The 24,519-nt window shown below is 40.4% G+C and carries 19 protein-coding genes; 12 read left to right on the top strand and 7 right to left on the bottom strand.

Annotation, left to right across the window (positions count from 1 at the left end; translation table 11 throughout):
* The 9 genes from F959_RS13025 to F959_RS12985 all read left to right on the top strand — a co-directional run bounded on the left by F959_RS13025 (window position 1) and on the right by F959_RS12985 (window position 10,762).
* On the top strand, window positions 1-519 hold the full coding sequence (locus tag F959_RS13025; RefSeq protein ID WP_004880896.1) for a hypothetical protein: 519 nt from the start codon (window positions 1-3) through the stop codon (window positions 517-519).
* A 58-nt stretch (window positions 520-577) separates the two neighbouring features.
* Window positions 578-1,891 (top strand): DUF445 domain-containing protein, encoded by a 1,314-nt coding sequence (locus F959_RS13020; RefSeq protein WP_004880894.1) that lies wholly within the window; start codon window positions 578-580, stop codon window positions 1,889-1,891.
* 82 nt (window positions 1,892-1,973) lie between these two features.
* A complete protein-coding gene (adk, locus tag F959_RS13015; RefSeq protein WP_004880892.1) occupies window positions 1,974-2,627 on the top strand; it encodes an adenylate kinase in 654 nt (217 codons plus the stop codon).
* Window positions 2,628-2,812: 185 nt separating this feature from the next.
* Window positions 2,813-4,144, top strand: a complete 1,332-nt coding sequence (locus F959_RS13010) for an SWIM zinc finger family protein (RefSeq protein WP_004880890.1) — start codon at window positions 2,813-2,815, stop codon at window positions 4,142-4,144.
* Window positions 4,135-5,775 carry a hypothetical protein gene (locus tag F959_RS13005; RefSeq protein ID WP_004880888.1) on the top strand — a complete coding sequence of 547 codons (1,641 nt, stop codon included), beginning with the start codon at window positions 4,135-4,137 and terminating at the stop codon, window positions 5,773-5,775. The genes F959_RS13010 and F959_RS13005 overlap by 10 nt, the downstream gene beginning before the upstream one ends.
* A 45-nt stretch (window positions 5,776-5,820) precedes the next feature.
* Window positions 5,821-6,903 (top strand): ATP-binding protein, encoded by a 1,083-nt coding sequence (locus F959_RS13000; RefSeq protein WP_004880886.1) that lies wholly within the window; start codon window positions 5,821-5,823, stop codon window positions 6,901-6,903.
* Between the two features lie 76 nt (window positions 6,904-6,979).
* Window positions 6,980-9,337: a DUF5682 family protein gene (locus F959_RS12995; RefSeq protein WP_004880885.1), complete on the top strand. Its 2,358-nt coding sequence runs from the start codon at window positions 6,980-6,982 to the stop codon at window positions 9,335-9,337.
* Entirely contained in the window at window positions 9,338-10,513 is a 1,176-nt protein-coding gene (locus F959_RS12990; RefSeq protein WP_004880883.1) for a VWA domain-containing protein, read from the top strand.
* A 66-nt stretch (window positions 10,514-10,579) separates the two neighbouring features.
* Window positions 10,580-10,762 (top strand): hypothetical protein, encoded by a 183-nt coding sequence (locus F959_RS12985; RefSeq protein WP_004880881.1) that lies wholly within the window; start codon window positions 10,580-10,582, stop codon window positions 10,760-10,762.
* On the opposite strand, the gene nth is transcribed toward F959_RS12985, so the two are convergent.
* Window positions 10,759-11,445: an endonuclease III gene (gene nth, locus F959_RS12980; protein WP_004880878.1), complete on the bottom strand. Its 687-nt coding sequence runs from the start codon at window positions 11,443-11,445 to the stop codon at window positions 10,759-10,761. The two genes, F959_RS12985 and nth, sit on opposite strands and share 4 nt — an antisense overlap.
* A gap of 1 nt (window position 11,446) precedes the next feature.
* Window positions 11,447-12,238, bottom strand: coding sequence for an RnfABCDGE type electron transport complex subunit B (locus F959_RS12975; RefSeq protein WP_004880876.1), 792 nt, complete (start codon window positions 12,236-12,238; stop codon window positions 11,447-11,449).
* Window positions 12,239-12,397: 159 nt separating this feature from the next.
* Between F959_RS12975 and F959_RS12970 the strand changes: the two genes are divergently transcribed.
* Together F959_RS12970 and gdhA are read left to right on the top strand one after the other, a co-directional pair.
* A complete protein-coding gene (locus F959_RS12970) occupies window positions 12,398-13,336 on the top strand; it encodes an APC family permease (RefSeq protein WP_004880873.1) in 939 nt (312 codons plus the stop codon).
* 607 nt (window positions 13,337-13,943) lie between these two features.
* On the top strand, window positions 13,944-15,290 hold the full coding sequence (gene gdhA / locus F959_RS12965) for an NADP-specific glutamate dehydrogenase (RefSeq protein WP_004880869.1): 1,347 nt from the start codon (window positions 13,944-13,946) through the stop codon (window positions 15,288-15,290).
* Between the two features lie 88 nt (window positions 15,291-15,378).
* Here gdhA and F959_RS12960 read toward each other — a convergent pair whose 3' ends face one another.
* The 5 genes from F959_RS12960 to F959_RS12940 form a co-directional block, all read right to left on the bottom strand.
* Entirely contained in the window at window positions 15,379-16,485 is a 1,107-nt protein-coding gene (locus F959_RS12960; RefSeq protein ID WP_004880867.1) for an META and DUF4377 domain-containing protein, read from the bottom strand.
* 190 nt (window positions 16,486-16,675) lie between these two features.
* The gene (locus F959_RS12955; protein WP_004880866.1) at window positions 16,676-17,449 is read right to left on the bottom strand and encodes a DODA-type extradiol aromatic ring-opening family dioxygenase; all 774 of its coding nucleotides are present in this window, start codon (window positions 17,447-17,449) and stop codon (window positions 16,676-16,678) included.
* A gap of 109 nt (window positions 17,450-17,558) precedes the next feature.
* The gene (gene rlmH / locus F959_RS12950) at window positions 17,559-18,038 is read right to left on the bottom strand and encodes a 23S rRNA (pseudouridine(1915)-N(3))-methyltransferase RlmH (protein ID WP_004880864.1); all 480 of its coding nucleotides are present in this window, start codon (window positions 18,036-18,038) and stop codon (window positions 17,559-17,561) included.
* Between the two features lie 324 nt (window positions 18,039-18,362).
* Window positions 18,363-20,792 (bottom strand): endopeptidase La, encoded by a 2,430-nt coding sequence (lon, locus tag F959_RS12945; RefSeq protein ID WP_004880862.1) that lies wholly within the window; start codon window positions 20,790-20,792, stop codon window positions 18,363-18,365.
* A gap of 144 nt (window positions 20,793-20,936) precedes the next feature.
* A complete protein-coding gene (locus F959_RS12940; RefSeq protein ID WP_004880860.1) occupies window positions 20,937-21,524 on the bottom strand; it encodes a 5-formyltetrahydrofolate cyclo-ligase in 588 nt (195 codons plus the stop codon).
* Between the two features lie 461 nt (window positions 21,525-21,985).
* Between F959_RS12940 and F959_RS12935 the strand changes: the two genes are divergently transcribed.
* On the top strand, window positions 21,986-24,519 hold a 2,534-nt coding region (locus tag F959_RS12935), incomplete at its 3' end, for an ESPR-type extended signal peptide-containing protein (protein ID WP_004880859.1).

Here is a 24,519-nt window from a genome sequence, read left to right as displayed (position 1 = left end):
ATGAGAAAACTTTACCTTTTGCTAGCGGTTTTAACATGTAATGGTTTGGTACATGCGGATGAAAATCCATATATGCCAGAGCCAAAATTAAAAGATGCTAATGTTTCGACTTGGAATATTGGTGCAGGTTTTACAAAAAAATTACTACATGCCAATTTAGAATGGGTTAATCCTTATGGTATTGCTTATGCAAAAGCTGGTGCATTTTTGAATGATGATAATGAACCAGGTGCACAAGTTGGATTTCGCTATCCATATTATTTAACAGGCACCGATAAAAATGGTTATTACGTTGGTGTCTACGCGGGACATTTAGACAGTAAAAACTTTGGCGGTAAACAAAAAGGCAATCTCGGTGTAGGTGCTGATCTTTCTTATGTTTGGCTGAATAGTGAACGTATCAGCACATTCAGTGTAGGTGCTGGTATACGAGAAAAAATTGAAGATGGAAGTGGCAATACTGTGAAAAAATCAGAACCAGTCTTTCAGTTTTCTTACACTTTAAGTTTTGGTCTATAGGAGATATTTGCTCTTTGTCCTGTTAGCCATAATGTATTAATAATTTTGAGAGTCATGCATGTTTGATTACGTCAATGAATTGTGGCAGATTTTTTTAAATCGACCAGACCATCTGGCGGTCTTAAGTATTATTCCTGTGACAGCCTTTGTAACTTGGGCTCACGTGTGGATGGCTTTAAAAATGGTGTTTTACCCAATTAACTTTTGGGGATTCCATTTAGGACCATTACCTGTAGGTTGGCAAGGGATTGTTCCACGTAAAGCTGGACGTATTTCAGGCATCATTACTGATAATACATTAACTAAACTTGGTTCATTGCGTGAGTTCTTAGAAGCAATGGACCCAGAAGATATGGCCATGATCATTGGTGAACAAGTTGGTTTTGAACTTGAACACTTAATTGATGAAGTCATGATCGATCGTAATGCTGTGTTATGGGAAAATTTACCTTATTCGATTAAACGCCGTATTTATGCTCAAGCACATAAACAGCTCCCAAATACATTAAGAGAACTTGTGACTGAGCTGACTATGAACGTCGAGTCACTTGTTGATATGCGTGAAATGGTTGTTCGCCAAATGGAAGGTGATCGCCGTTTGATGGTACGAATGTTCCTCAAAGTTGGGCAAAAAGAAATTAACTTTATTTGGCATATCAGTGCATTGATTGGGATGTTCTTTGGTGTTTTCCAAATGATTGTATGGTTTGTAGTGCCTTGGCATTGGACCGTTCCATTTTGGGCATCCATTTGGGGTTTCTTGACCAACTGGATTGCAATTTGGATGGTATTTAACCCAATCGAGCCGCATTATATCCGTTATCCACAAATATTCCGCTTAACCAAAGACCGTAAATTCCCTTGGATTGTACCTGTTCTAAAGATCGGTACTTACAATGTACAAGGCGCTTTTATGAAGCGTCAGGAAGAGGTTTCAGATGTATTCGCGAGTGTGGTAACAGAGGACTTAATCACATTGAAGTCGATTATGACTGAGATGATGTACGGCAGCAAAAAAGATAAAACCCGTCGTATTGTCAAGCGCCATATTAATGAAATTATGGAAACTCCACTGGTTAGAACATCATTGCAGCTATCATTGGGTCCTAGAGAATATGCTAGACTCAAGACCGACTTGATTGATCGTTCAATTGAAATTACTATGGGGCCAGTATGTGACCCAGCCTTGAATGCTAGTCGTGCGCAAAAGATCTTTCAAATGTTTAGAGACCGTATCCGTGAACTAACACCGAAAGAGTTCCAAAACCTATTACGACCAGCGTTCCAAGAGGATGAGTGGATTTTAATTGTACTGGGTGGGGTAACTGGCTTTTTTGCAGGTTTAATCCACTTATTTGTAGCTTTCTTATAATTAATTTGATGTTGGTTGGGCAATAAGTCTGTATGATATTGCTCAATTAAAGATTTATTGTTTTTAAATGAGGATGTTCTTTATGCGCATTATTTTACTCGGACCACCTGGGGCAGGCAAAGGTACTCAAGCTCAGTTGATCTGTAAGCGCTACAATATCCCACAAATTTCAACCGGTGATATGCTCCGTGCTGCAATTCGTGAAGGTACTGATCTTGGCTTAAAAGCGAAAAGCGTCATGGAGTCAGGTGGTTTAGTATCAGACGAATTAATTATCGGTTTGGTAAAAGAGCGTATCGCTCAACCAGACTGCGTAAACGGTTGTATCTTTGACGGTTTCCCTCGTACGATTCCACAAGCTGAAGCATTAGAATCAGCTGGTATTTCAATTGATCACGTGATTGAAATTGATGTTCCTGATGAAGAGATTGTTCAACGTTTGTCTGGTCGTCGTCAACACCCAGCATCTGGTCGCGTATATCACATCGTTTATAATCCACCAAAAGTGGAAGGTAAAGATGACGAGACTGGTGAAGAGCTTGTACAACGTCCTGATGATCAAGAAGAAACAATCCGTAAGCGTTTAGGCTCTTATCATAGCGAAACTGAGCAACTTGTTGGATTCTACCAAGGTCGTGCTGCTTCTGGTGAAAATGCACCAACTTACGATAAGTTAAATGGCTTACGTGCGATTGATGAAGTTCAAAAAGATTTATTTGCAATTTTAGATAAATAATCTATTGCTGTAAAAAGAAACCGCCGAGTATTTAGCAGGCGGTTTTTTTATAGCTGTAATTTCATGCGACAAAATCTGTCGCTTATACTAATTGATGTATATGCAGATAAAATAAAAAACGTTATAGTTTGTCATGCTCATACTTCAAGATATTGAAAATAAAAAATTATTTTAAAGGGTTGCTTATGTTGTTGACGATTCAGTTCGATCAAGTAGAGCAGATTACTCCTGATGCAAGTTCGGCAAAATCTGCAAAAAAACTGGCAAAGTTCGAAGCTTGGAATAATATTTCAGGTTCTACTGATCAATGGATTTGGGGAGAAATTCAGGGAAGTGCGACTTATCAAAGTGCGATTTTTTTACCTGAATTGAAATGTGAGTGCAGTTGTCCGAGTTTTAAACGCCCATGTAAGCATGCCTTAGCGTTGCTAATGGTCTATACCGAATATCAGGATAAATTTAGTATTCAGCAAGATGATCAAGCCATTCCTGATCGAGTACAAAAATGGCGCGATAAAAAAAGTAAAGCCACTGAGAAAAAAGAAAAAGCAATAGATAAACCTGTTGATGAAGCCGCACGCGCCAAACGACAATTGGCGCGTGAGAAAAAAATGGATGCGGGTATTGAGACTTTACAAACATGGTTGAATGATATTGTCAGCATGGGTTTAGGACGATTACGACAACAACAGCATGAAATGTTTCGTGATATGCAAAGCCGTTTGGTCGATGCACAACTCAATGGCTTAGTTAGTTATTTAGAAGAATTTTCCAGTGCGTTATACCAAACCGATTGGCAACAACAATGTTCATTTTGGTTGGCAAAATTGAGTTTGGCGGTGCAATTATGGCAACATCGTCAGCAACTTGATCCAATGTTGCTGGAGGAAATGAAACAATTGTTTGGGGTGAATTTACCCAGTGATGCGTGGGATCATATTGCCGTACAAACGATCAATATCCATGCTGTGGGGCAAGTGACGCATGAGTTACTCAATACCCGTGGGCGTTATCGCCGTCAATGGTTATGGGATAGTCAAAAGCAATGTGATTATTTATTGATCGACTTTGAAATTCCACCCTATTCCATTTTTGGCTTGACCTTACCCCAGCAACAGCAACTGTCTGTGACGGCGAAATTTTATCCCGTGATCAGTCAACAACGAATACGTTTAGAAGAACAATTGGCAACTTTGCAACAAGGTAAGGTGGTGACCATCGCTCCTCAAGGTTTAACTGATTTTGAGCAGCTCTTTCAACACTATGCACATGGTTTAAAACAGAATCCATTACAACTGATTCGTTTCTTTTGGTTGAATCAATTGCGTTTGGTTAAGCATGAGAAAAGAGTTTATTTAGTCGATCAAAATCAACACATGTGTGCCATCGAAGTGAAGCAATTTGTAGAGCTATGGTTTTTGGTTGGAGATGAACCCTTTAGTGCGGGGCTAGAGTGGAATGGTCTGCAATTGACCTTGGTCAGTATTTGGCAAGGAGAACATTTTCAATGTCTTTAACCCCATCTTATAATGCTTTTGAGCAACAATTGCGCTTAAAGTTGACCTTAGGGCAGCAGTTTAAACAAGTGATTCAATTACCCGAAGCATTAAAGAAATATGTGCCTGAGCAAATAGAATCATCGCAAGATTTATTGCAACTCAATCAGTATTGGGTATTGATGAAACAGGCAGGGCATCAGGCCATGCCTATTTCTGATGCTGTTGAGAAAAGTCTTGCGGCCGAGAAGCCGCAACTTGAGATACAGGAAAATGCTTTAGATGCGTCATTGCTACAGGTACTGCAATGGATTGTGGCACAAGAAGCTCCATATGATTATGCACTTTGGTTAGATCAAATTTTAAAATTGGCTTTACAGCAGCAACAGGTCATTCCTCGTTATTTGGTGCTACCCGTGCTATCGGTATGTCGCAATTCTGTGTTATTGGCACAGACCTTACCGCAGTTTGCCTTTCAGGGTGATGTGACCACACGAATTGATGAGGTCAAACGGGTATGGAAATATCTAAAGCACAATGATGCTGCACCCCTAATTCGGCATTTACTCAAGTTAAGGAGTAGCGATTGGTCACGGATGATGAGTCTGTTATGTACGCACTTGCCTGATTTTGTCAATCAGCATATCGCTGAGTTTTGGACACAATCCATTCAGAAAAATAGCTTGCAACGACATGCTGAGAGTGTTGTCTCAATGCATATGCCCGTGACCAAATTTCCTCACTTATATGAATGTTTGAAAAGCTTAGCGCCACAAAATGCAGCGACAGTACGACATAATGCAGCACTCAGCTTTTATTTATATGCGCAAGATAATGCCTTGTATCCAAACATGATGGTACTGATTGATTCATGTTTCAGTTATGAGGCAACAACCAGAAAAATTAATGTTCATATCAGCTTAGATCAAGATGATGCTTTGAACGATTATGGATTTTTTCATGGTGATGCAGATGTTGAAGAAAGTCGTCGAATTTTAAAAACCGCCTATCAAAGTGCTCAGGTGGAGCAAGCCTATCAAGCATTTATGCAAAGTGGTCACGGTGTTCGTTATGTACAGCAAATTTTAAAACAGTTGCCATTGCAGTATTGGTTCACTCTTTTGGGTGATTGGGATACTTTGCTGAATTTGCATAAATCACAAAAAGAAGCGATTTGGGCTGCTTTTATTGATTGCTGTTATCGGGAACAACGCGGTGATTTGGCGCGTTGGTTTTATCAACAGCAGGGGCAATGGTGTGATACTCACATTGCATGCAAGCAGCATGGTCAGTATGTGCGGATTTTTAGTTTGCTCAATCAAGATGAGATTGGATTGGCATTAATTAGACAACAATTGCAAAACCATGCCCAAAGCAAAGATTGGCTGCACTTTGAATGCGTTTGGCAACTGAGCCCAGCGTTGCACTTTGATCAAGTACTTACGACACATGCCTATGCTTTATTACAACAGGCATATGCAGCATTGAATTTGCAGCAAGATCAAAAACAATTTGCAGCGTTAAAAGCACAAGCAGAGTGGCTGATTTTGCATGGCTATCCAATCCATATTCAGGCTTTACAAGGCTTGTTTTCGACTTCGGAGTGGAAGCAGCTTGAGCGATTGAATCAATATAAACACACTTTGATTTAGCATTAAACAATAAATAATTGAGTCATATACATGAGGACAATGATCATGACACAACAAGTTTTACGTGCCAGAGCAGAACAACAATTTTCACATGAGCTAGACGCATTGAAAGCACAGGATAGCTTGGCAAAACCACCTCAGTGGCAACTTTCACCGAAAGCCGTAGTAGATTATTTATTGGGGACAACTTTAGCTGACGGCACTGAAATTTCAGCCAAATATATTGGTAATCGCCGTTTGATGGAAATTGCCGTGGCGACCTTAGCCACAGATCGTGCCTTATTATTATTAGGCGTGCCAGGCACCGCAAAATCATGGGTGTCTGAACATTTAGCTGCCGCGATTTCGGGCAACAGTGATTTACTGATTCAGGGAACGGCGGGCACTAGTGAAGATACATTACGTTATAGTTGGAACTATGCGCAACTGCTGTCTAAAGGGCCAAGTGAGGCAGCTTTAGTAAAAAGTCCCATGTTACGTGCTATGCAAGAGGGCAAAATTGCCCGTGTTGAGGAGTTGACCCGTATTCCAGCAGATGTACAAGATACGCTCATTACGCTGTTGTCTGAAAAGAACTTACCTGTGCCTGAGTTGGGACTGGAATATCAAGCGGTGCAAGGCTTTAGCGTGATTGCCACCGCCAATAATCGGGATAAAGGTGTGAATGAATTGTCTTCAGCCTTAAAGCGCCGTTTTAATACTGTGATTTTACCACCGCCAGCGACGATTGCTGAGGAAGTCGAAATTGTGCAGAAACGTGTACAATCTTTGGGTAAAAGCTTGCAATTGCCAGAGGTTCTACCTTTGGACGCACAAATTCAAAAATTAGTGACGATTTTTAGAGAGTTGCGCCATGGGCAAACCTTAGATGGCAAGCAAAAACTTAAAACTACCACAGGAACATTGTCGACTGCTGAAGCCATTTCCGTGATGAGTCATGGTTGGGCAATGGCAGGGCATTTTGGTGTAGGTGATATAACTGATTACGATCTGGCAGCAGGTTTACAAGGGGCGATTTTAAAAGACCCTGTGCAAGATGTCGTGCCATGGAAAGAATATGTGGAAACGGTCATGAAGCAGCGTGAGGGATGGCAAGACTTATACCGTGCTTGCCGTGATTTAGAATAATTCAATAACAATATTATCGGTTTATCTTAGCCTTTCTGATGGTTGAGAAAGGCTTGATTAAAATAAGGATCATATCATGCTGCACATTTTGGGGATTCGACATCATGGGCCAGGTTCAGCCCGTAGTGTCTGTAATGCTATGGCACAGATCAAACCTGATTGTATTTTGATTGAAGGGCCACCTGATGCCAATGCCTTGATTGAACAGTTACATCATGCCGATTTTCGTCCGCCTGTGGCGTTGTTGTTGAATACCCCAGCACAGAAAGAAGTACGGTCACAGGCGGTGTTTTATCCTTTTGCTGAATTTTCGCCTGAGTGGCAAGCCTTGCAATACGCCGTGCAGCAGCAAGTCGCGGTAGAATTTATGGATTTGCCTTTGCAGCATAGTTTTGCTTTGCAACAACAGTGGCAAGCTGAAATTCAACAGGGTTTAGATGCCCAGCAAAATGAAGGTGATGACTGCACGGAAGATGATGAGGAAATTGAACCTGATGTCGCAGAGAATGCATTGCCGAATGTGTTCGCCATTCGCCATGATCCGATTCAATTATTGGCACAACAAGCAGGTTATCAAGACAGTGAGCGTTTTTGGGAACATTTGGTTGAACAGCAACCGCATGCAGGTCAAATGTTTGTCGCCATTAACGATGCCATGGCAGCATTACGTAACTATATCACGGAACAAACTGAGCAATTCCCAGTAGAGCAAGATACCGCAACAAGAATCGAGCAGTATCGTGAAGCCTATATGCGCAAAATTATTCGCCAAGCCGAAAAGCAAGGCTATGAAAATATTGTGGTGATTTGTGGCGCATGGCATGCACCTGTTTTGAATGATTTAAAAGCGACACGAAAGGATGATACAGAATTACTAAAAGGTTTGCCGAAAACCAAAATCGAATCTGCGTGGATTGCATGGACACACGGGCGATTAAGTCGGGACAGTGGTTATGGCGCAGGGGTTCAGGCCGTCGGTTGGTATGCACATTTATGGAAGCATTATCAGCAGGCAGTTGATGGGCAGGTCGATGCAGAAAAAATCAGTATTGATTGGCTCAGTCAGTTTGCTCATGCCTTGCGTCAAGCAGGGCAGGATGCCTCAAGTGCACAGATTATTGATGCGGTGCAATTGATTCAATCTTTATTGCAACTGCGTGGGCGGTGTATTCCTGATTTAGAAGATTTGTTTGAAGTGATTCAAACGGTACTGAATCATGGTTTAGAGATTCCACAACCTGTACTTAATAAACTGTTGCAAGATGAGAAACTAGGTCAAGTGCCTGAAGCTTTGATTGAATTGCCGATCCAGAAGGATTTTTTGCAGCAGGTGAAGCACTTTCGTTTGAAGCTAGAAGCACCACATCGTGAAATTACTTTAGATTTGCGCAATGCTTTTGATTTGGAAAAAAGTCAATTTTTACATTGTGTGACCTTGTTGGGGGTGGCTTGGGCAGATTTGGCAGGCACAGGTTCAGGTCAGGGCAGTTTTAAAGAGGTCTGGCAATTGTCTTGGCAACCTGAAAGCAGTTTGTATTTGAACGAAATGTCATTGTGGGGCAATAGTATTGAGCTTGCCAGTCAAAACTATGTCGAACATCAACTCAGACAATCGGATGATGTCGCGCAAGTGGCACGTTGGATTGAGCACATTTTATTGTCAGGTTTGGATCAAAGTTTAGATGTTGCCTTAACCAAGTTAGATGAACTATCCACGCAGCATCAAGACCCGAGTGTGATTTTGGCGACGCTCAAACCGCTGATTACGGCATTACGTTATGGTAGCGTGCGCCAGTTATCCACAGTGCATTTGCAGCAAGTGGTCGAGCATTTAGCCATTCGTTTGATGCTGAGTTTGCCGAGTTACTGCCTACAACTCAATGCAGAATCCGCACAACAGTTTGCACAACAACTGCAAAGCTTATATGAGCTGTTAGGACAATTGCAACAAGATGAACTGCTACAGCTATGGCAAGAGACCTTGCAGAAATTGTTGCAACAAGAGCAGATGCAAGGCTATTTACATGGCTATTGTGTACGTTTAGCGCGTCAGCAACAGGTGTTGGATATCCCACAAACCCAAGCCTATTTGTCTCGTGCGCTGTCAGTCGGACAAACAGCAGATTACAGTGCAGCATGGTTTGAAGGCTTTTTAACGCATCAAGCCCTGTTACTGATTCATGAACCTAGTTTGTGGATGATTGTACATCAATGGGTGGCTGGACTAGAAGAATCACAATTTATTGAATTATTGCCAATTTTAGCCAGAACGGCAGCCAGTTTTAGCCCTGCTGAGGCACAGCAACTGGTGCAAAAAGTGGCACAGAAACAGGTGGAACACGTCGCGCAAACCACAGCATTGGATGTAGCGCGTGCACAAGCGGTTTTAGATGAAATTTATGCGTATTTACAGCCTGTTGCGGTGGAGAGTTAAATGGACATGAATCATGAATTAGCCACCGATATTGCGGAACAAGAACGCCGTTGGCGTTTAATTTTGGGGCAAGTGCCTAATGCCAATCAGCAGCCCGTCGGTTGGTCGGAACAAGACAGTCAAATGCAAGCCTGTTTGAATCAACTTTATCAAGCAGAGCAAGCGACTCAGCGTGGTGGCTTAGGGCGCTCCAGTCCCAAAGTGGCGCAATGGCTGGGGGATATTCGGCAATACTTTCCATCCTCTGTGGTCAAAGTCATTCAAAAAGATGCATTGGAACGTTTGAATTTACAGCAAATGCTGTTAGAACCAGAGTTATTGGCAAGTGTTGAAGTGGATATCAGTTTGGTCTCAACGCTGATTTCGTTGAATCATTTGATGCCAGAAAAAACCAAAGAAACTGCCCGTATTGTGGTACGGCAATTGGTGGAGGAGTTGGAAAATCGATTAAAACAACCCTTACAACAAGCGATACGCGGCAGCATCAATCGTTCAGCGCATACGCGTCGTCCGAAGCGCGTACAAGATATTAATTGGCAGCGTACCATTCAAGCCAATCTTAAACATTGGCAAGAAGAATTTCAGACCATTATTCCGCATGAGTTATATGGCCATCCACGCCAACAAACTGCTTTGAAAGATATAGTCCTCTGTGTCGACCAAAGTGGTTCAATGGCACCCTCGGTCATTTATTCCAGTGTCTTTGCAGCAGTGATGGCAAGCATTCGGGCAGTCAATACTCAAATGATTGTGTTTGATACCGAAATTGCTGATCTAACCCCGTTGTTGGAAGATCCTGTGGATGTGCTGTTTGGTACACAATTGGGTGGCGGTACTGATATTGCCAAAGCGATTAAATATTGTCGTGGCAAGATTACTCGTCCAGAAGATACGATTTTTATTCTGATTAGTGACTTGTGTGAAGGCGGAGATGCCAAGCAAATGTTAAAACAGGTGGCAGAAATGCTCGAGAGTGGCGTGCAAGTGATTGCGCTGTTGGCATTGTCAGATGATGGCGCGCCGTGGTATGACACGCAACATGCACAGATTTTTGCGGATATGGGCATTCCAACTTTTGCTTGTACGCCTGATCAATTTCCTGAGTTGATGGCGACTGCGATTGAGAAGCGTGATGTACATGCATGGTACGCAACACAGCAAGAAAATCTGTCATAATGCTCGTTTGGGCGGTGGTCAAATCATTGATGGCGCCAAATGTTGTGGTAAATTGAGGATGTGGATGTGTTAAAAATCGTATTGATCGTAACGGTAATTTTAAGCTTGATTTTGCTGTTATTTTTATTATACCAAAGCCAAAAAATGCTGCGTCATGTGCAAAAACAGCAAGTATTAGAAAATAAGAAGTATGGTAAAGCTCGCCAACTCCATCCTAAGTTACAACAGCAAAAAAAACCTCAGGACTAACTGAGGTTTTTTGTTTTAATCATTTTAGCCGCACCAAACTCAAAACGATCTGGCCAATTACAGACATCTGAGACAATACATTCGCCACATTTTGGTTTACGTGCGATACAGCAATAGCGTCCATGCAAGATTAGCCAATGATGTGAATCAATAATAAATTCTTTGGGAATCACTTTAACTAAACGATGTTCAACTTCGAGAACATTTTTTCCTACTGCTAAACCTGTGCGATTACCAACACGGAAAATATGCGTATCCACTGCCATGGTCGGCTGGCCAAATGCAGTATTGAGCACAACATTGGCAGTTTTTCGCCCCACACCCGGCAATGCTTCAAGTTCTTTACGTGTTTCAGGCACTTGTCCTTGATACTGTTCAACCAAGATACGGCAAGTCTTAATCACATTTTCCGCTTTGGAGTTATATAAACCAATGGTTTTTATATATTCTTTTAAGCCATCTACACCCAAATTGAGAATACTTTGTGCTGTATTGGCAATTGGATAAAGTTTGTCTGTGGCTTTATTAACACTGACATCTGTTGCCTGAGCAGAAAGCATCACTGCGATGAGTAATTCAAATGGAGATGTGTAGTTTAATTCTGTTTGAGGATTTGGTCGTTGTTCACGCAACCGTTCAAAAAAGATTTGAATTTGCTTTTTGGTCATATTTTTAGTTGACATGTTAACCCTCCAGCAATTCGTTTAAGCGTTGTTGTAATTCACTTAGTTGCAGCTGTTTTTTCTCATCTGCACGTAAGCTGAGCTGCTTTTCCAACTTTTTGATCTGTGTACGTAGTTTTGCTAACTCAATCGTGGTCTTTGCATCCAAAGCAGGCGATTCAGCAACTTTTTCAGTCAAGGTAATTGCTGGGACATTATTGAGTTCTTGGGAGAATTTCGCAAAAAATGCAGCATCAATTTCAGCACGTACAATCGGGCCTTTACGATGAATTCGATATTTTTCTTCACGTTGAATATGTGCATAGTAGCGATGTCTGAGATCATCTTGTACTTTGATCCGCTGCTCGTCGTTAGCAACTGGAGCTGTATCCTCAACTAGATCAATACAGTCAACAGGACATGGTGGAATACAAAGCTCACAACCTGTGCACAGGTCGGTTAAAATGGTATGCATGAGCTTACCACTGCCAATAATTGCATCAACAGGGCAGGCACTAATACATTTAGTACAGCCAATGCATTCATCTTCACGGATTACCGCTTTCATTTGCTGCGGACGTCCATCTGATTGAATATCCCAAACACTTGGTTCAGCGATCAATACAGGGCGTTTTAAAAGTGTTGCCAATGCGTCAGCCACAGGTTGTCCACCCGGAACACATTTATTCGCTTCCTCGCCTTCAGCAATCGATTTTGCATACGGCAAGCATCCATCACGGTGCCCGCACAAACCACATTGTGTTTGCGGAAGTAATGCATCAATTTCACGAATGAGTGCGATAGAGGCGTCCATAGAACCAACAACTTGTTAAAACGACAGCGATGATGAAGAAAAAACAGCATAGGGTCAAGATAACTTTCTCAGTTGATTAGATTTGATTTCTATACAGCTTTAAGATTTCTTGATTAGAATGGAGTTGAATAATATTAAAGTGTCGTAAAGCGTATTTTTATGCCAATCGTAACAATAATTTGGGGTGTATTAGCCATACTTATAGTATGGGTGTTGTCTCATCCAAAAATAAGAAATAAACCTGTGTGGCGTGCAACAGTAACGCCATTGGCATCAATCATTGGTAGTGGTTTTCTGATCGCAGCACCTTTATTGAATGATTTAAGTGGTCATTATGCGATTTATGTGATGGTGACTTTATGCGTATTTGCGTACTCAATTGGTCAAATTATTCGTTGGAATATTCAGCACGTTGAACCTAACTTGGCTGCTCAACAAGATCGTCATTTATTGCAGATTGAGCGTTTAAGCGACATTGCGTTAACCGCAGCGTATGTACTTTCAGTCACCTATTATTTGTATTTGTTTTCATCATTTATTGTCAGAATTTTTTCCATTCAATTTTCAGGAACAACACAGATCATCACGACAGTGGTTCTACTATTAATGGCATTCTTTGGTTATTTCCGAGGATTTAAAATACTCGAAAAAATTGAGATCTTTGCTGTAAATATTAAGTTGAGCATCATTACTGTTTTTCTGTGTGCTTTGTTGTTTTTCAATTTAGATCATCAAGCTCCCAGTCATGTACCTTCTAGCTTTGATATGAAGCATATTCCAATCATTATGGGCTTACTCATTATGATTCAGGGCTTTGAAACCAGTCGTTATTTAGGAAAAGAGTATTCAGCAGAAATTAGAGTGAAAAGTATGTGCAATGCTCAATTATTGAGTACAGGCATTTATATCATTTTCATTCTATTGTTTAGTCTGGTTTTTCAATTACATCCGCTTAGTGGCGAAATCTCAGATACATCTGTGATTGATATTGCAAAGTATGTGTTTTGGGGTGCACCTATTTTCCTATTTATTGCTGCGGTAACGAGTCAACTCAGTGCTGCATTAGCAGATTTTGCTGGAAATGGGGGGGCTAGTTAATGAAGTCTCGCAACAAAGAGTATCTGTAAAAGTTGCTTATGTTTTCATTGCTGCCGCGTGCATTGTTTTAGTTTGGTCATTCGATATTTTTGAAATTATTAGCTTTGCATCTAAAGGTTTTGCACTGTATTACTTTTTTCAATGTTTGAGTTCAATGTGGGTACATTTCCGAATAGCTAAAGCTAAGTTTGTGTTTTCACTGTGCGTTGGAATCCTGTGTTTATTGGTTGTATTGTTTGGACAGCCTTTTGAAAGCTAAAGTGAGACGTAATTAAAAACAGAGACATTGTTTTGAAAATGCTAGGCAAAACTCCTCAAGCTATTGAGCCTAGAATTGTCATTCATTCATTCTTTTTTGATTAATAATAGTGCCATTTTTGGTTGTTTTTGGTGCTATTTAATAATTTTATTTGAATTTTATAGTTTTTAATTTGGTATTTATAATATAAATAATGAATATTTATTTAAATATTTTGTTGATAAATATAAATAAATTTTAAAAATTAGAAAAACTATACTCATACCTAATAGCAAAGTATCTCTAATTTGTGAGATATTCTTTTTGGTGCATTTTTAGCACCATAATGAATCATTGTGTCGGGGGTGAGTGTTGAAATACAGCAATTTAAGTGACTTCTTAGCTTATGTTGAAGCAAGAGATCCACATCAACCTGAGTTTCTACAAGCTGTTGAAGAAGTAATGACAAGCTTGTGGCCATTTATACAGAAAAATCCAAAATATGCTGAACATGGTCTTTTAGAACGACTGATTGAACCCGAACGAGTGATTCAGTTCCGTGTATCTTGGATGGATGATCGAGGGCAAGTGCATGTCAATCGTGGATTCCGCGTGCAATATAACTCAGCAATTGGCCCATATAAAGGTGGTATGCGTTTTCATCCATCTGTGAATTTATCAATTTTAAAATTTTTAGGTTTTGAGCAAACCTTTAAAAATGCGTTAACTACTTTGCCTATGGGTGGTGGTAAAGGCGGTTCTGACTTTGATCCAAAGGGTAAGTCTGAAGCTGAGATCATGCGTTTTTGCCAAGCATTGATGTTCGAGTTATATCGTCATTTGGGTTCAAATACGGATATTCCAGCAGGAGATATTGGTGTTGGTGGACGCGAAGTCGGTTATATGACGGGCATGATGAAAAAACTAAGCAATGACACTTCGTGTGTGTTTACAGGTAAAGGTATTTCATTTGGTGGTTCTCTCGCTCGTCCTGAAGCAACGGGTTATGGTACGGTTTATTTCGCTGAAGAAATGTTGAAAACGCGTGGTGATAATTTCGTAGGTAAAATAGTTTCAGTTTCTGGCTCAGGAAATGTGGCGCAGTTCGCAGCAGAAAAAGCGATGTTCCTCGGTGCAAAAGTTGTGACTCTCTCTGACTCAAATGGTACTGTGTATTTGAAAAATGGCTTCAGTAAAGAACTTTTAGATGAGGTGATGGAGCTGAAAAATGTCAAACGTGGACGTATTTCAGAGTTTGCTTCGAAACACGGATTTGAATATTTCGAAGGACAAACACCGTGGCATATTCCTGTTGATATTGCTTTGCCATGTGCCACTCAGAATGAATTAAATGGTGAGGATGCAGCAGCATTACTTGCTAATGGTGTGATCTGCGTAGCTGAAGGAGCAAACATGCCATCTACACTTGAAGCCGTTGAAAAATTCGTTGAGGCGAAGATTTTATATGCACCAGGTAAAGCATCAAATGCAGGCGGTGTCGCGACATCTGGTTTAGAGATGTCCCAAAATGCGAATCGCTTAGGTTGGTCTTTCGAGCAGGTCGATGAGCGTTTACATGCGATTATGAAAGAGATTCATCGAAACTGTGTCAAGTATGGTACGCAAGAAGATGGCACAATCAATTATGTTGATGGTGCGAACATTGCTGGTTTTGTTAAAGTTGCAGATGCGATACTGGGGCAGGGCATTTATTAAGTCCCCCTCTAAAACCCTGTTTAATAAATAAGGCTTTCCATAAAAAATCCGATGCTAAAGCATCGGATTTTTTATTACTAGAATACGATTATGGTTTTTTCACAATTTCTTGTTCAACAACCATATCTAATACATCTGCAATGCTAGATTGATCAGCAGCAGGATTTTTAATATCAAAACGTTTAACACGAACGATTACACGTTGATTTGGATTGTGCTCAAAACCTTCGATTTGGCCGTAATACAATGACCAGTTTTTATCTGCATAAGTTTTGATGCCTTTGTCATCATATTTTACTTCACGTACTTGCATACAAGTTTGTGGAGCAACACCTACACATGATTTAGTTTCTGGTGCGATTTCCAAGAAAACAGTTTTACCTTCAGATTGGTATTTTGTTTCAGGGGTCATTTTACCAACAAAAGTATATTTTTGACCTTTTGCATCCGTCAGTGCCAAGCTTGGTGCGTGTAAATCAGTTGTATTCACTTCGAAAGGAATTTTTCCTTTTGTTAATAATTCACCAGCAAATTGCTCTTGTTTCATTAATGCAGGATCACATGCCATTAATGTTGATGCACCATCACCAGTAATGATTTGACCATTTTCAACTTTCCAAGAGGTATTAAGGCGGTTACAACCTGTATCTACAGAGAGACGGTCATTTGCCAAGAAACTCAATACGATTGGACGTTTTGTCTCAGCTGGCTGATATGACCAAGTGTAATTTGTTAATACGTTATTACTTTCCACTTTAGTACCTGCAAATACGTGTTTTTGACCTTTACTATCAGTTACAGTCAAGATCGCTTCACCATTTAAAGTGCTGATTGCAAATGGTACTTTTTTCTCGCTGAAAATATCAGAAGATAAGCGTTCTTGTTGCATTAAGTCATCTGCACAAGCCATCATTGTCGATACAAGTGGCGAAACAACAATGCTGTTGCCTTCAACTTTCCACGTACCACCTTGATTATTACAGCCAGTTTGGATTGAAAGTTTTTGATCTTGGCTAAAAGATAGCACTAAAGGTTTAGATGCTTTAGAACCTTGATATGTCCAATTATATTCAGTTAAGTTTTTCGCAGCATTCGTGTTAATTTGATTAATTACGTTATCACTAACGTTTTGTACTGTTTGACAAGCCATTAATGAAAGCGGAAGCAAAGCGAGAACTAAATATTTAATTTTCATATTTAAAAAACAACAGTTAAAAATAAACAGTAATAAGCTTAAATCATTCTTAAAAAAAGAAAATGCAATCCATTTATGGATTAAGTGTGTTAAATGTATTTATTTGTAAGTTTAAGATAAATAAAGGAGATTTGTAGGTTTGCTCTATTTAAAGCAAACCTAGTTTAGATTGGTTGATAAAATACTCAATTTAATCGAAACGATAAATATCCATACCCAAAGAACCCATCGAAAAGCTGCTATGTACAATACTAAATCGAACACCTGTCCCCATAGCAAAGAACAATGGCGCAAAGTGTTCAAGCGTTGGATGATTGCGTTGAACATAGGGCAGCTCTGGCCAATTAAGTACTGCATCATAATCTTGATGGCTGAGTTTACTCACCACAGTATTACGGAAATTACTTGCCCAAAAAGGAACGTCTGCATCTGCATGCCATGAGAGTTCTGCTAAGTTGTGTGTGATACTGCCTGAACCAATTAATAGAATTTGTTGTTCTCTTAATGGTGATAATACTTGCCCAATTTTGTAAATCTCGTCTGCCGTCATTTTGATTGGAAGAGAGATTTCAATGACAGGAATATCTGCATCAGGGTACATATGCAGTAATGGCATCCATACACCATGATCGCGTGGTCGTGTGCTGTTAGCATGTGCAGCAATACCAGCATCAGCAAATAAACTCAGTATTTCTTCTGCCAAAGTCGGTGAACCAGCCGCAGGATAACGAATTTCATATAACTCAGGTGGGAAGCCACGGAAATCATGCCACGTTTGTGGTCTGGAAGAAGTACTGACTTCCAATGCCTGACTTTCCCAATGCGCTGACATCACAATAATGGCTTGAGGTTTTGGTAGGTTGATGCTTAAGCGATATAAAGCAGGACCTACTTGTTCTGGATCAAGTGCAAGCATGGGTGAACCATGAGAAATAAATAATCCGGGTAAAGTCTGGAAATTCATAAATAAGCACCTGATTGGAATTACATCACTATCGTGACAAAATCAGCGGGTGAATGACAGCCGTTAAACTTCAACAGATTGTTCTATAATCAGAACAATTTTGCTTAAGTCATGCACGGTGATAAGGGTGATTATGGTTAATACTCATTGCCCGATAAAGTTGCTCAATCAATAAAATACGCACCATTGGGTGAGGCATGGTTAGTTTTGATAAAGACCAATGCCAAGCCGCAGCTTTACGAACGGCCTCTGAATGACCATCAGGTCCGCCGATTGCAAGCGCAACGTCATTGCCTTCAAGCATCCATTGTTTCATGGTGTCGGCGAGTTTTTCCGTACTCAGCTCGCGTCCACCGACTTCAAGTGCAATGAGTGTTTCATTAGGTTTCAGTGCATTTAAGATACTTTCACCTTCGATTTGGCAGTATTTTAAAATATCTGCTTCAGAATCATTTTTACCTCGTTTAGCCATCGGCAATTCAATGACCTGTGTTTGTACAAAAGGTTGGATACGTTTGAAGTAATCTTCAAATCCAGTAAGTACCCATGCAGGCATTTTTTGACCAATGGTGAGAATTCGAATTTTCATAAAAAAAGTAATGTGGAAAATATAGAGACATTATAAACATTCAACTTATTACATGGCGGTTTAATTGAATGTTTACTTGTCATAAAAACTTCAGAATGATGGTTTATGCTTCTACATAAAAAACGCAGCTCAAAATGTGTATGAGCTGCGATTAAAGTGTTATCCGTCTGGAGTTCAGATAACACTAAAATTAGTTTAAGAGTCAGAATTTAGCCTTTCTTTTTATTGACTCTATTTTATTATGCAATAAATTGATCATTTTTCAACCTGATTATGTAACAAAAAAAGAGAGCCTAAGCTCTCTTTTTTTTATGGTACTTATTTTTAGTGACGCGCTGCTTTTGCATCTTCTACTGGTTTTACAATAGGTGTTTTTGGCAAAGGCTTTGGCGTGTCTGTTAATGCTAAAGGTAAGATTTCATCAATGCTCTTCACAGCTTTGATTTCTAAGCCTTCTTTGACATTGTCAGGAATTTCAGCCAAATCACGTACGTTATCTTGCGGGATAAATACGAGCTTAATGCCACCACGGTGTGCTGCAAGAAGTTTCTCTTTTAAGCCACCGATACGCATTGCACGACCGCCAAGACTTGTTTCACCTGTCATTGCAATATCTGGACGAATTGGAATGCCAGTAAATGCTGATACAAGGGCAGTGGTCAGAGCTAAACCAGCAGATGGACCATCTTTTGGTGTCGCACCTTCAGGTAAATGCACATGTACATCGGTCTCATCAAAACGAGAAGCCTCGATACCTAGATCATCAGCGCGGGTACGTACCACAGTCATTGCAGCAGTAATTGATTCTTTCATTACATCACCGAGCGAACCCGTCGTAATGAATTTACCTTTACCTTTTACCGCAGCAACTTCAATCGTAAGTAATTCACCACCGACCGAAGTCCAAGCTAAACCATTTACACGACCAACTTGTGCTTCATCTTCTGCCATACCAAAGTCAAACTTGTGTGGACCTAGGTATTCAGGAAGATTTGCAGAAGTCACATCAATTTGTAAGTTTTTAGACTTCTTGCTCACCGCTTCTTTAACTACTTTACGTGCAATTTTCGATACTTCACGCTCTAGGCTACGAACACCTGCTTCGCGTGTATAACGTTGTACGATGTCACGAATTGCTTCTTCATGAACAGTCAATTCTTTGGCACGTAGACCATTATTCTTGATTGCTTTTGGAACAAGATAGCGCTCAGCAATATTTACTTTTTCATCTTCGGTATAACCCGGTAGACGAATCACTTCCATACGGTCCAATAAAGCTTCAGGAATATTCATACTGTTTGCAGTACAGATGAACATCACTTCTGACAGATCAAGATCAAGGTCTAAATAGTGATCATTGAATTTATTGTTCTGTGATGGATCGAGCACTTCAAGTAATGCAGAAGCAGGATCACCACGGTAGTCTTGCGCCATCTTGTCGATTTCATCGAGTAAGAACAGTGGGTTCTTTACACCAACTTTTGTCAAAGATTGCACAATTTTACCCGGCATCGCACCGATATAGGTACGACGATGACCACGGATTTCAGCTTCATCACGGACACCACCAAGTGCCATACGAACAAACTCACGGCCTGTTGCTTTGGCAACTGACTCACCAAGTGATGTTTTACCCACGCCTGGAGGACCAACTAAGCAAAGGATAGGACCTTTCAGTTTCTTCACGCGAGACTGAACTGCAAGATATTCAACAATACGATCTTTAACGTCATCTAAGCCGTAATGATCCGTATCTAGAATTTCTTGAGCTTTCGCCAAGTTGATACTGACTTTGCTCGCCTTATTCCAAGGAGTATCTAGAATGACTTCTAAATAGTTGCGAACAACAGCGGCTTCACTTGAAGCCGGTTGCATCGCTTTGAGCTTACGGAATTCAGCATCAGCTTTTTTGCGTACATGCTCAGGGAGATCAGCTTCTGCAAGACGTTTTTCAATCTCAGCTACATCATCCTCAGCGCCGCCATTCATATCGGAAAGTTCACGTTGAATGACTTTCATTTTCTCATTTAGAAAGTATTCACGTTGGTTCTTTTCCATTTGACGTTTTACGCTGTCATGTAACGTTTGTTCAATTTGCTGTTCAGCAGATTGATTCATCAAATAATTCATCAACTCTTGTAGATGAGCTTCAAATTCGTCGTGTTCTAAAAACTTTTGTTTCACTTCAATATTTAAAGGCACACGAGTCGCCACGAAGAACATAAGTTGTAATAAGTCTTCGATTTTATTTGCAGCTGCAACAAGTTCACGCGCATTACGTAATTTTGCTTCTGCATATTGAGCAAATAGAGTACGTAATTCATTTAAGCGAGTCTCTTGTGCTTCTTTATCCAATGGAACATTCATTGGGCTTAAATGATGCTCTGCTGTCAGATATTCTTCGCCATCGATAATGCGCTCTAACTTAGAACGGTGTAAGCCTTCGATCAGCACTTTAATACAGTTTTCATCATTTTCATGATTCACAACTTGTACGATTTTAGCCACGGTTCCATATTGATAGAGATTATCGTGATCAATTTCTTCTGTAAGCGAATCTTTTTGCGCAACTACAAATACTAAATTGTCACTGTTACGAGCCACATCCACTGCATTGATCGATTTTTCACGACCCACGAATAGCGCGATTTGCATGTGTGGATACACCACAACATCACGTAACGCTAATAGTGGTAATACACTTGGAACCTGCGGCTCTAAGCTTGTTTCATTATTCATAATATATTCAGACATGGGCACTCCTAATGAGTGACAACGGTGTTGCCATGTTTTTTATAGTGATGTGCATTTCAAAAATTACAAGGGTTTTACAAGAGAAATTATAAAAAAAAGACTAAATTGGTCGACTTTCGCCTACAAATTCATAGAAATTAGAGACTAAGACTTGAAGTAATAAATTTTTTCAGGAGTCAGTAAGGCATTTAGCGGCTGATCCCATTTCTGTCTAAATAAAGGTTCATTTATATATTGAAATGAATGCGCGAGACCCAATCGAAAAGGCTGATGTGGTGCTGTTACCAAAGTACGATCATAAAAGCCACCTCCCATACCGACTCTTGTTCCGAAATGATCACACGCTAATAATGGCATCACTAGTAAATCTAATTTAGATACATGTTGTCCACGCGTTGCCATAGGCTCTTTCATACCAAGCGGATGATGAGAGAAACGCTTATTGAGATATTGATTTGCACTGATTTTTACCCAAACAAGGTTTTGGTTCATCGAGCAAATCATCGGTAAATATACTTGCTTCTTTTGTTTAAAGCAGAGCTCAATTATTTTTCGTGTATGTACTTCACCGAAAGCGTGTAAATACAATCCGATTTTTTTAGATGATTTAAATTGAGGACAGTATCTCAATTGATTTAATACTTGTTGTTCGATTTGTTTATGTTGAACAGGGCTAATTAGTTTTCTTTTTAAGCGAAGTTGTTTTCTTAGTAATTTTAAACTGCTGTTCATACGGGTTCAAACATCATTTACTCACCTAAATCATACTCGATTTGTTCCAAAATATTGAAAACAAAATGATGATTTTGATGATTGATATTCAACTTGATTATTGTGATGCATTGTTAAAATTTTTTACCATTTGGTTTATTTAATGATCTGTTTTATATATAAAAATTATTAATTTATTAGAGTTATTGTTCTATTTATTGTGTCATTCATGAAATAAAAACAAAAGAAAACAATTTGAAACATTTTGGTTTTTTATCAATTTAAATCAATTATTTGTATTTTTATTTATTTTTGACATATGAGAAATGCGTCTCACATTTAAATTATATACATTTGTATATTCTTTACCAAATTACTCGGTTTGATTAGCATCCGCCGCTCTTTTTTTTAGCGGCGACACTAAAAATGCAGTTTCGCATTTTTAGACCATCAATAACTGTAGTAATTATCTGAGAATTTTTATGAATAAAGTATATAAAGTGGTTTGGAATGCTTCTCTTGGGGCGTGGGTTGCAACTTCTGAACTTGCAAAAAGTAAAACAAAAACCAAAACAAAAATTCTCAATTTATCAGCTGCGGTTTTGGTTGGTGCAATTAGTTTTTCTCCTACTGCATTTGCTGCTACAAATATTGGAGGCGGCTCAGGTTCAGGAACATCAATTTCTGGAGACAGATGTGGTGAGGGTACAGCGAATACTTCTGGTAGCAGAGATATTGCAATTGGTTGTGGGGCGCAGACTCAAGGAACTGGTATCTCAAATATCGCAAATCGTCAAAACCCATATAACAATTCAACTGGTGCATTTGCAGGTGCACAAAAACAAGGTGGTTCAATTAGTTTAGGCACTGGCGCGACCACTCAAAATAATTTTGGTACAGCGATTGGTTCTTATGCCACTACGACTGATATTGCAGGTGTAGCAATCGGTACGGCAGCTTTGTCAAAAGGAAATACGTCTCTTGCGATTGGTCGTCAGTCGGCAGCTACGGCTGATTTTGCTCAAGCGATTGGTAACGTAGCCGCTGCTACTGGTAAAGGTTCTTTGGCAATTGGTCACTCAGCAACGGCTGAAGGCTATCGTTCAATTGCAATCGGTTCTCCTGATATTGAAAATGCTGGTTCTGTTGCTGGACAAGCAGGTGCTTCATATCAACCTAACATGGCAACGAAAGCAACGGGTAAAGACTCGATTGCATTTGGTGGCGGTGCGGTTGCAACTCAAGAAAATTCATTAGCGATTGGGGCATTTTCAGCTTCTACGGGGAAAAAGTCAGTTGCGATTGGTACTGGTGCAAAAGCAAACAAAGACAATGCCGTTGTGATTGGTGATCAAGCTGAAGCAGCTCACGAAGGTGGTGTTGCAATTGGTAAGGGTGCGCGTTCAGATGCTGAGAATAGTATTGCACTTGGTAAAGACTCAAAAGCAACTCAAGCAACAGGTGAAAGCTTTTTAACAAAGCAAGCAGCGCCAACGGGTGTTTTATCAGTAGGTGGTGTTGGTGCGGAACGTCGTATCCAAAATGTTGCAGATGGTGCTGCTGATTCTGATGCCGCTACAGTGGGGCAATTGAAAGCTGCACGTTCTCATTATGTCAGTATCAATGACAGTGGTACCCAAGGTGGTAACTTTGAAAATGATGGTGCGACAGGGCGCAATGCGATTGCGGTTGGAGTAAATGCAACTGCGGCAGGGCGTGATGCAACAGCGATCGGAAGTGCAGCGAATGCGACGGACTGGAATTCGGTTGCACTTGGTGCAAATGCTAAAGCAGCTGGAACTGGTGCTATTTCAATGGGTGCAAGTTCAAATACTGTTGGTCAAGGCGATATTGCAATAGGTCGTAATGCGTCAACACAAGGCGCTTCAGGCTTGCGTCCAGGATATAGCAACCAATCAATTGCAATTGGTGATCAAACAAAAGCAATTGGTGATCAATCTATTGCAATTGGCGCTGATGTTATTGCACGTGGTAATTCTTCTGTTGCGATTGGTGGCGATGATGTTGATAAAATTGCACAAGATGCAGAACTCAGCAAAACCTATACTGATATTACAGGTGGCGTATTAAAAGCGGGTCGTTATCCAACAACTGAAGCAAATCATGGTTCAACTGCAGTCGGCACTCAGGCGGTAGCTACTGGTGCATTTTCATCTGCATTTGGTATGACTTCAAAAGCAACAGGTGATGCTTCATCAGCTTTCGGCGTAATGGCTAATGCATCTGGTAAAGGCGCTGCTGCATTTGGTGCAGTTTCACAAGCAACAGGTGATGGTGCTGCTGCAATGGGGATTAACTCATTGGCATCAGGTACAAACGCCACTGCGATAGGTTCAGGTAATAAACCAGGTGAAGGTGCGAAAGCGACTGGAAATGGTGCAGCTGCGATTGGTAGTGGTGCTCAGGCAACTGGTGATAATGCGGCTGCAATTGGTAAAGATGCGGAAGCAAGTAATGAAAATGCAGCAGCCGTGGGCGGTGGTGCGAAAGCAACAGGTAAAAATTCAGCGGCGATTGGCGGGGGAGCAATTGCTGATCAAGAAAATGCGGTTGCTGTAGGTCAAGGTGCTCAATCACTGGTTGTAGGTGGTGTGGCTTTAGGCGCGCGTAGCCGTGTTGACGCAGAAAATAGTGTGGCATTAGGACAAGATGCTATCGCAACAGAAGCAACAGGAAGCTCTTTCCTAACTAATCGTGATGCTTCAATGTCAAATGGTGTTATCTCAGTTGGTTCTGCTGGTAAAGAGCGCCGTATTACGAATGTTGAAGATGGTTCTGCTGATTCTGATGCGGTTACTGTACGTCAGCTTAAAAATGTTGATACGCGTGTCATTCAAAATGCGAAAAACATTATGAACTTGGATCAGAAAATTGATAGCACCAAAACAGATCTAGGTAATCAAATTATAGATACCAATAAAAAATTGGATGACACAAAGCAAGACTTTGGTAACCAAATCACGGATACCAACAACAAGTTGAATGATACTAAAGA

The sequence above is a fragment of the Acinetobacter venetianus RAG-1 = CIP 110063 genome (assembly GCF_000368585.1).
Lineage (GTDB): Bacteria > Pseudomonadota > Gammaproteobacteria > Pseudomonadales > Moraxellaceae > Acinetobacter > Acinetobacter venetianus.
This window is presented reverse-complemented; position numbering and strand designations above follow the sequence as displayed.

What these genes read in the sequence shown, in the direction of transcription:
- F959_RS12975 (WP_004880876.1), bottom strand. Translation starts at nt 12,238, where the DNA reads ATGGACGCCTCTATCGCACTCATTCGTGAAATTGATGCATTACTTCCG.
- F959_RS13005 (WP_004880888.1), top strand. Translation starts at nt 4,135, where the DNA reads ATGTCTTTAACCCCATCTTATAATGCTTTTGAGCAACAATTGCGCTTA.
- F959_RS13025 (WP_004880896.1), top strand. Translation starts at nt 1, where the DNA reads ATGAGAAAACTTTACCTTTTGCTAGCGGTTTTAACATGTAATGGTTTG.
- F959_RS13020 (WP_004880894.1), top strand. Translation starts at nt 578, where the DNA reads ATGTTTGATTACGTCAATGAATTGTGGCAGATTTTTTTAAATCGACCA.
- F959_RS13010 (WP_004880890.1), top strand. Translation starts at nt 2,813, where the DNA reads ATGTTGTTGACGATTCAGTTCGATCAAGTAGAGCAGATTACTCCTGAT.
- F959_RS12970 (WP_004880873.1), top strand. Translation starts at nt 12,398, where the DNA reads ATGCCAATCGTAACAATAATTTGGGGTGTATTAGCCATACTTATAGTA.
- F959_RS12955 (WP_004880866.1), bottom strand. Translation starts at nt 17,449, where the DNA reads ATGAATTTCCAGACTTTACCCGGATTATTTATTTCTCATGGTTCACCC.
- lon (WP_004880862.1), bottom strand. Translation starts at nt 20,792, where the DNA reads ATGTCTGAATATATTATGAATAATGAAACAAGCTTAGAGCCGCAGGTT.
- nth (WP_004880878.1), bottom strand. Translation starts at nt 11,445, where the DNA reads ATGTCAACTAAAAATATGACCAAAAAGCAAATTCAAATCTTTTTTGAA.
- F959_RS12990 (WP_004880883.1), top strand. Translation starts at nt 9,338, where the DNA reads ATGGACATGAATCATGAATTAGCCACCGATATTGCGGAACAAGAACGC.
- adk (WP_004880892.1), top strand. Translation starts at nt 1,974, where the DNA reads ATGCGCATTATTTTACTCGGACCACCTGGGGCAGGCAAAGGTACTCAA.
- F959_RS13000 (WP_004880886.1), top strand. Translation starts at nt 5,821, where the DNA reads ATGACACAACAAGTTTTACGTGCCAGAGCAGAACAACAATTTTCACAT.
- F959_RS12940 (WP_004880860.1), bottom strand. Translation starts at nt 21,524, where the DNA reads ATGAACAGCAGTTTAAAATTACTAAGAAAACAACTTCGCTTAAAAAGA.
- F959_RS12960 (WP_004880867.1), bottom strand. Translation starts at nt 16,485, where the DNA reads ATGAAAATTAAATATTTAGTTCTCGCTTTGCTTCCGCTTTCATTAATG.
- F959_RS12995 (WP_004880885.1), top strand. Translation starts at nt 6,980, where the DNA reads ATGCTGCACATTTTGGGGATTCGACATCATGGGCCAGGTTCAGCCCGT.
- rlmH (WP_004880864.1), bottom strand. Translation starts at nt 18,038, where the DNA reads ATGAAAATTCGAATTCTCACCATTGGTCAAAAAATGCCTGCATGGGTA.